This window comes from Pseudomonas sp. CCC3.1, assembly GCF_034347405.1.
Lineage (GTDB): Bacteria > Pseudomonadota > Gammaproteobacteria > Pseudomonadales > Pseudomonadaceae > Aquipseudomonas.
Window position 1 is genome coordinate 4,522,442 of sequence record NZ_CP133778.1, and the last position, 7,559, is coordinate 4,530,000.

Sequence of the window (7,559 nt, forward strand, 5' to 3'; positions counted from 1 at the left end):
CGAATGGGTATGTAATAGAATCGGTGCTTTGTGAGCTGCAAACTTTCGGTTTGTATCGTCTTCACACACCGCAATCTGGTCTCTTCGACTCAAATTGCTTGGGTGTTATATGGTCAAGCCTCACGGGCAATTAGTATTGGTTAGCTCAACGCCTCACAGCGCTTACACACCCAACCTATCAACGTCGTAGTCTTCGACGGCCCTTTAGGGAACTCAAGGTTCCAGTGAGATCTCATCTTGAGGCAAGTTTCCCGCTTAGATGCTTTCAGCGGTTATCTTTCCCGAACATAGCTACCCGGCAATGCCACTGGCGTGACAACCGGAACACCAGAGGTTCGTCCACTCCGGTCCTCTCGTACTAGGAGCAGCCCCTCTCAAATCTCAAACGTCCACGGCAGATAGGGACCGAACTGTCTCACGACGTTCTAAACCCAGCTCGCGTACCACTTTAAATGGCGAACAGCCATACCCTTGGGACCGGCTTCAGCCCCAGGATGTGATGAGCCGACATCGAGGTGCCAAACACCGCCGTCGATATGAACTCTTGGGCGGTATCAGCCTGTTATCCCCGGAGTACCTTTTATCCGTTGAGCGATGGCCCTTCCATACAGAACCACCGGATCACTAAGACCTACTTTCGTACCTGCTCGACGTGTCTGTCTCGCAGTCAAGCGCGCTTTTGCCTTTATACTCTACGACCGATTTCCGACCGGTCTGAGCGCACCTTCGTACTCCTCCGTTACTCTTTAGGAGGAGACCGCCCCAGTCAAACTACCCACCATACACTGTCCTCGATCCGGATAACGGACCTGAGTTAGAACCTCAAAGTTGCCAGGGTGGTATTTCAAGGTTGGCTCCACGCAGACTGGCGTCCACGCTTCAAAGCCTCCCACCTATCCTACACAAGCAAATTCAAAGTCCAGTGCAAAGCTATAGTAAAGGTTCACGGGGTCTTTCCGTCTAGCCGCGGATACACTGCATCTTCACAGCGATTTCAATTTCACTGAGTCTCGGGTGGAGACAGCGCCGCCATCGTTACGCCATTCGTGCAGGTCGGAACTTACCCGACAAGGAATTTCGCTACCTTAGGACCGTTATAGTTACGGCCGCCGTTTACCGGGGCTTCGATCAAGAGCTTCGCGTTAGCTAACCCCATCAATTAACCTTCCGGCACCGGGCAGGCGTCACACCCTATACGTCCACTTTCGTGTTTGCAGAGTGCTGTGTTTTTAATAAACAGTCGCAGCGGCCTGGTATCTTCGACCGGCGTGGGCTTACGCAGTAAATGCTTCACCCTCACCGGCGCACCTTCTCCCGAAGTTACGGTGCCATTTTGCCTAGTTCCTTCACCCGAGTTCTCTCAAGCGCCTTGGTATTCTCTACCCAACCACCTGTGTCGGTTTGGGGTACGGTTCCTGGTTACCTGAAGCTTAGAAGCTTTTCTTGGAAGCATGGCATCAACCACTTCGTGTTCTAAAAGAACACTCGTCATCAGCTCTCGGCCTTAGAATCCCGGATTTACCTAAGATTCCAGCCTACCACCTTAAACTTGGACAACCAACGCCAAGCTGGCCTAGCCTTCTCCGTCCCTCCATCGCAATAACCAGAAGTACAGGAATATTAACCTGTTTTCCATCGACTACGCTTTTCAGCCTCGCCTTAGGGACCGACTAACCCTGCGTCGATTAACGTTGCGCAGGAAACCTTGGTCTTTCGGCGTGGGTGTTTTTCACACCCATTATCGTTACTCATGTCAGCATTCGCACTTCTGATACCTCCAGCAAGCTTCTCAACTCACCTTCACAGGCTTACAGAACGCTCCTCTACCGCATCACCTAAGTGATACCCGTAGCTTCGGTGTATGGTTTGAGCCCCGTTAAATCTTCCGCGCAGGCCGACTCGACTAGTGAGCTATTACGCTTTCTTTAAAGGGTGGCTGCTTCTAAGCCAACCTCCTAGCTGTCTAAGCCTTCCCACATCGTTTCCCACTTAACCATAACTTTGGGACCTTAGCTGACGGTCTGGGTTGTTTCCCTTTTCACGACGGACGTTAGCACCCGCCGTGTGTCTCCCATGCTCGGCACTTGTAGGTATTCGGAGTTTGCATCGGTTTGGTAAGTCGGGATGACCCCCTAGCCGAAACAGTGCTCTACCCCCTACAGTGATACATGAGGCGCTACCTAAATAGCTTTCGAGGAGAACCAGCTATCTCCGAGCTTGATTAGCCTTTCACTCCGATCCACAGGTCATCCGCTAACTTTTCAACGGTAGTCGGTTCGGTCCTCCAGTTAGTGTTACCCAACCTTCAACCTGCCCATGGATAGATCGCCCGGTTTCGGGTCTATTCCCAGCGACTAGACGCCCTATTAAGACTCGCTTTCGCTACGCCTCCCCTATTCGGTTAAGCTTGCCACTGAAAATAAGTCGCTGACCCATTATACAAAAGGTACGCAGTCACCCAACAAAGTGAGCTCCCACTGCTTGTACGCATACGGTTTCAGGATCTATTTCACTCCCCTCTCCGGGGTTCTTTTCGCCTTTCCCTCACGGTACTAGTTCACTATCGGTCAGTCAGTAGTATTTAGCCTTGGAGGATGGTCCCCCCATATTCAGACAAAGTTTCTCGTGCTCCGTCCTACTCGATTTCACTGCAAAGATGTTTTCGCGTACAGGGCTATCACCCACTATGGCCGCACTTTCCAGAGCGTTCCGCTAACATCAATACAGCTTAAGGGCTGGTCCCCGTTCGCTCGCCACTACTAAGGGAATCTCGGTTGATTTCTTTTCCTCAGGGTACTTAGATGTTTCAGTTCCCCTGGTTCGCTTCTTAAGCCTATGTATTCAGCTTAAGATACCTAACTTATGTTAGGTGGGTTCCCCCATTCAGACATCTCCGGATCAAAGTCTGTTTGCCGACTCCCCGAAGCTTTTCGCAGGCTACCACGTCTTTCATCGCCTCTGACTGCCAAGGCATCCACCGTATGCGCTTCTTCACTTGACCATATAACCCCAAGCAATCTGGTTATACTATGAAGACGACATTCGCCGAAAACTTGCAATTACTCACAAATTTTACCTTAGCCTGAATAAACACCAGTGAAAATGTTATTCAGTCTATCTTTCTATCACATACCCAAATTTTTAAAGAACGATCTAATCAAAAGATCAGAAATCAACATTCACCATCACATTGATGGAATGCTCATTTCTAAGCTTTACGATGCAGAAGCAAGTTTATGGTGGAGCCAAACGGGATCGAACCGTTGACCTCCTGCGTGCAAGGCAGGCGCTCTCCCAGCTGAGCTATGGCCCCATATTTCTACAGGCATTTTCCACACAAAATTGGTGGGTCTGGGCAGATTCGAACTGCCGACCTCACCCTTATCAGGGGTGCGCTCTAACCAACTGAGCTACAGACCCAATTTCGAGCTTGCAACCGTTAGCGTGTGCTATCAGCGTGGAGCTTAAAGTTGCTTCTATCGTCTTCTTCAATGAATCAAGCAATTCGTGTGGGAACTTATGGAGCAGCTGATGTCGTCGATTAAGGAGGTGATCCAGCCGCAGGTTCCCCTACGGCTACCTTGTTACGACTTCACCCCAGTCATGAATCACACCGTGGTAACCGTCCTCCCGAAGGTTAGACTAGCTACTTCTGGTGCAACCCACTCCCATGGTGTGACGGGCGGTGTGTACAAGGCCCGGGAACGTATTCACCGTGACATTCTGATTCACGATTACTAGCGATTCCGACTTCACGCAGTCGAGTTGCAGACTGCGATCCGGACTACGATCGGTTTTATGGGATTAGCTCCACCTCGCGGCTTGGCAACCCTTTGTACCGACCATTGTAGCACGTGTGTAGCCCAGGCCGTAAGGGCCATGATGACTTGACGTCATCCCCACCTTCCTCCGGTTTGTCACCGGCAGTCTCCTTAGAGTGCCCACCATTACGTGCTGGTAACTAAGGACAAGGGTTGCGCTCGTTACGGGACTTAACCCAACATCTCACGACACGAGCTGACGACAGCCATGCAGCACCTGTCTCAATGTTCCCGAAGGCACCAATCTATCTCTAGAAAGTTCATTGGATGTCAAGGCCTGGTAAGGTTCTTCGCGTTGCTTCGAATTAAACCACATGCTCCACCGCTTGTGCGGGCCCCCGTCAATTCATTTGAGTTTTAACCTTGCGGCCGTACTCCCCAGGCGGTCAACTTAATGCGTTAGCTGCGCCACTAAGAGTTCAAGACTCCCAACGGCTAGTTGACATCGTTTACGGCGTGGACTACCAGGGTATCTAATCCTGTTTGCTCCCCACGCTTTCGCACCTCAGTGTCAGTATCAGTCCAGGTGGTCGCCTTCGCCACTGGTGTTCCTTCCTATATCTACGCATTTCACCGCTACACAGGAAATTCCACCACCCTCTACCATACTCTAGCTTGCCAGTTTTGGATGCAGTTCCCAGGTTGAGCCCGGGGATTTCACATTCAACTTAACAAACCACCTACGCGCGCTTTACGCCCAGTAATTCCGATTAACGCTTGCACCCTCTGTATTACCGCGGCTGCTGGCACAGAGTTAGCCGGTGCTTATTCTGTCGGTAACGTCAAAGCACTAACGTATTAGGTTAATGCCCTTCCTCCCAACTTAAAGTGCTTTACAATCCGAAGACCTTCTTCACACACGCGGCATGGCTGGATCAGGCTTTCGCCCATTGTCCAATATTCCCCACTGCTGCCTCCCGTAGGAGTCTGGACCGTGTCTCAGTTCCAGTGTGACTGATCATCCTCTCAGACCAGTTACGGATCGTAGCCTTGGTGAGCCATTACCTCACCAACTAGCTAATCCGACCTAGGCTCATCTGATAGCGCAAGGCCCGAAGGTCCCCTGCTTTCTCCCGTAGGACGTATGCGGTATTAGCGTCCGTTTCCGAACGTTATCCCCCACTATCAGGCAGATTCCTAGGTATTACTCACCCGTCCGCCGCTCTCAAGAGGTGCAAGCACCTCTCTACCGCTCGACTTGCATGTGTTAGGCCTGCCGCCAGCGTTCAATCTGAGCCATGATCAAACTCTTCAGTTCAAACATCTTTGGGTTTTGAGAAAACCCTAAACTTGGCTCAGCAATCGTTGGTTACATCTTTGATTTCTCGCGGAGTAACTTGTGATGCTGATAATCTTTTTGACTATCAGTCTGACTCCACAAGCACCCACACGAATTGCTTGATTCAGTTGTTAAAGAGCGGTTGGTTAAGCTTTCGCTCAACCGAGGCGCGCATTCTACAGCAGCCTCTGTTGCTGTCAAGCGGTTATTTAAGAAGTTTTCAAAGTTTCGCTTGGAAATCTTTAACAACTTCAACCACTTGCGCTTTCGATCTCTCGTTAGCGGGAGGCGAATTCTACAGCGTTACACGCTGCTGTCAACACCTCATTTCCTGCTACTTTCAATCGATTTGCCAACCAGGTAAATGACCTACTCAGCAGTACATGCTTTTTACAAAGCTTGTACTTATACAAAAACAAAATCCCTGTCTGCGTGAGCAGACAGGGATTTTGGAATTTAATCTTGACGATGACCTACTCTCACATGGGGAAACCCCACACTACCATCGGCGATGCATCGTTTCACTACTGAGTTCGGGATGGGATCAGGTGGTTCCAATGCTCTATGGTCGTCAAGAAATTCGGTAGCCAGCTCGTTTACCTTACGGTCAACGCTCCAGCGAATGGGTATGTAATAGAATCGGTGCTTTGTGAGCTGCAAACTTTCGGTTTGTATCGTCTTCACACACCGCAATCTGGTCTCTTCGACTCAAATTGCTTGGGTGTTATATGGTCAAGCCTCACGGGCAATTAGTATTGGTTAGCTCAACGCCTCACAGCGCTTACACACCCAACCTATCAACGTCGTAGTCTTCGACGGCCCTTTAGGGAACTCAAGGTTCCAGTGAGATCTCATCTTGAGGCAAGTTTCCCGCTTAGATGCTTTCAGCGGTTATCTTTCCCGAACATAGCTACCCGGCAATGCCACTGGCGTGACAACCGGAACACCAGAGGTTCGTCCACTCCGGTCCTCTCGTACTAGGAGCAGCCCCTCTCAAATCTCAAACGTCCACGGCAGATAGGGACCGAACTGTCTCACGACGTTCTAAACCCAGCTCGCGTACCACTTTAAATGGCGAACAGCCATACCCTTGGGACCGGCTTCAGCCCCAGGATGTGATGAGCCGACATCGAGGTGCCAAACACCGCCGTCGATATGAACTCTTGGGCGGTATCAGCCTGTTATCCCCGGAGTACCTTTTATCCGTTGAGCGATGGCCCTTCCATACAGAACCACCGGATCACTAAGACCTACTTTCGTACCTGCTCGACGTGTCTGTCTCGCAGTCAAGCGCGCTTTTGCCTTTATACTCTACGACCGATTTCCGACCGGTCTGAGCGCACCTTCGTACTCCTCCGTTACTCTTTAGGAGGAGACCGCCCCAGTCAAACTACCCACCATACACTGTCCTCGATCCGGATAACGGACCTGAGTTAGAACCTCAAAGTTGCCAGGGTGGTATTTCAAGGTTGGCTCCACGCAGACTGGCGTCCACGCTTCAAAGCCTCCCACCTATCCTACACAAGCAAATTCAAAGTCCAGTGCAAAGCTATAGTAAAGGTTCACGGGGTCTTTCCGTCTAGCCGCGGATACACTGCATCTTCACAGCGATTTCAATTTCACTGAGTCTCGGGTGGAGACAGCGCCGCCATCGTTACGCCATTCGTGCAGGTCGGAACTTACCCGACAAGGAATTTCGCTACCTTAGGACCGTTATAGTTACGGCCGCCGTTTACCGGGGCTTCGATCAAGAGCTTCGCGTTAGCTAACCCCATCAATTAACCTTCCGGCACCGGGCAGGCGTCACACCCTATACGTCCACTTTCGTGTTTGCAGAGTGCTGTGTTTTTAATAAACAGTCGCAGCGGCCTGGTATCTTCGACCGGCGTGGGCTTACGCAGTAAATGCTTCACCCTCACCGGCGCACCTTCTCCCGAAGTTACGGTGCCATTTTGCCTAGTTCCTTCACCCGAGTTCTCTCAAGCGCCTTGGTATTCTCTACCCAACCACCTGTGTCGGTTTGGGGTACGGTTCCTGGTTACCTGAAGCTTAGAAGCTTTTCTTGGAAGCATGGCATCAACCACTTCGTGTTCTAAAAGAACACTCGTCATCAGCTCTCGGCCTTAGAATCCCGGATTTACCTAAGATTCCAGCCTACCACCTTAAACTTGGACAACCAACGCCAAGCTGGCCTAGCCTTCTCCGTCCCTCCATCGCAATAACCAGAAGTACAGGAATATTAACCTGTTTTCCATCGACTACGCTTTTCAGCCTCGCCTTAGGGACCGACTAACCCTGCGTCGATTAACGTTGCGCAGGAAACCTTGGTCTTTCGGCGTGGGTGTTTTTCACACCCATTATCGTTACTCATGTCAGCATTCGCACTTCTGATACCTCCAGCAAGCTTCTCAACTCACCTTCACAGGCTTACAGAACGCTCCTCTACCGCATCACCTAAG

The 7,559-nt window shown here is 50.8% G+C and carries 2 tRNA genes and 4 rRNA genes (1 of these 6 cut by a window edge); all 6 read right to left on the reverse strand.

What is annotated here, in order from left to right:
- Nucleotides 1-109: 109 nt before the first annotated feature.
- Nucleotides 110-3,001 (reverse strand): 23S ribosomal RNA (locus RHM56_RS19840).
- Nucleotides 3,002-3,237: 236 nt separating this feature from the next.
- A tRNA-Ala gene (locus RHM56_RS19845) sits at nucleotides 3,238-3,313 on the reverse strand.
- A 30-nt stretch (nucleotides 3,314-3,343) separates the two neighbouring features.
- Nucleotides 3,344-3,420: transfer RNA gene (locus tag RHM56_RS19850), tRNA-Ile, on the reverse strand.
- A gap of 122 nt (nucleotides 3,421-3,542) precedes the next feature.
- Nucleotides 3,543-5,079, reverse strand: a 16S ribosomal RNA gene (locus tag RHM56_RS19855).
- 481 nt (nucleotides 5,080-5,560) lie between these two features.
- Nucleotides 5,561-5,676 (reverse strand): 5S ribosomal RNA (gene rrf, locus RHM56_RS19860).
- Between the two features lie 152 nt (nucleotides 5,677-5,828).
- A 23S ribosomal RNA gene (locus RHM56_RS19865) occupies nucleotides 5,829-7,559 on the reverse strand; it runs 1,161 nt beyond the window's last position.
- The 16S, 23S and 5S rRNA genes sit together here with 2 tRNA genes alongside, the layout of an rRNA operon.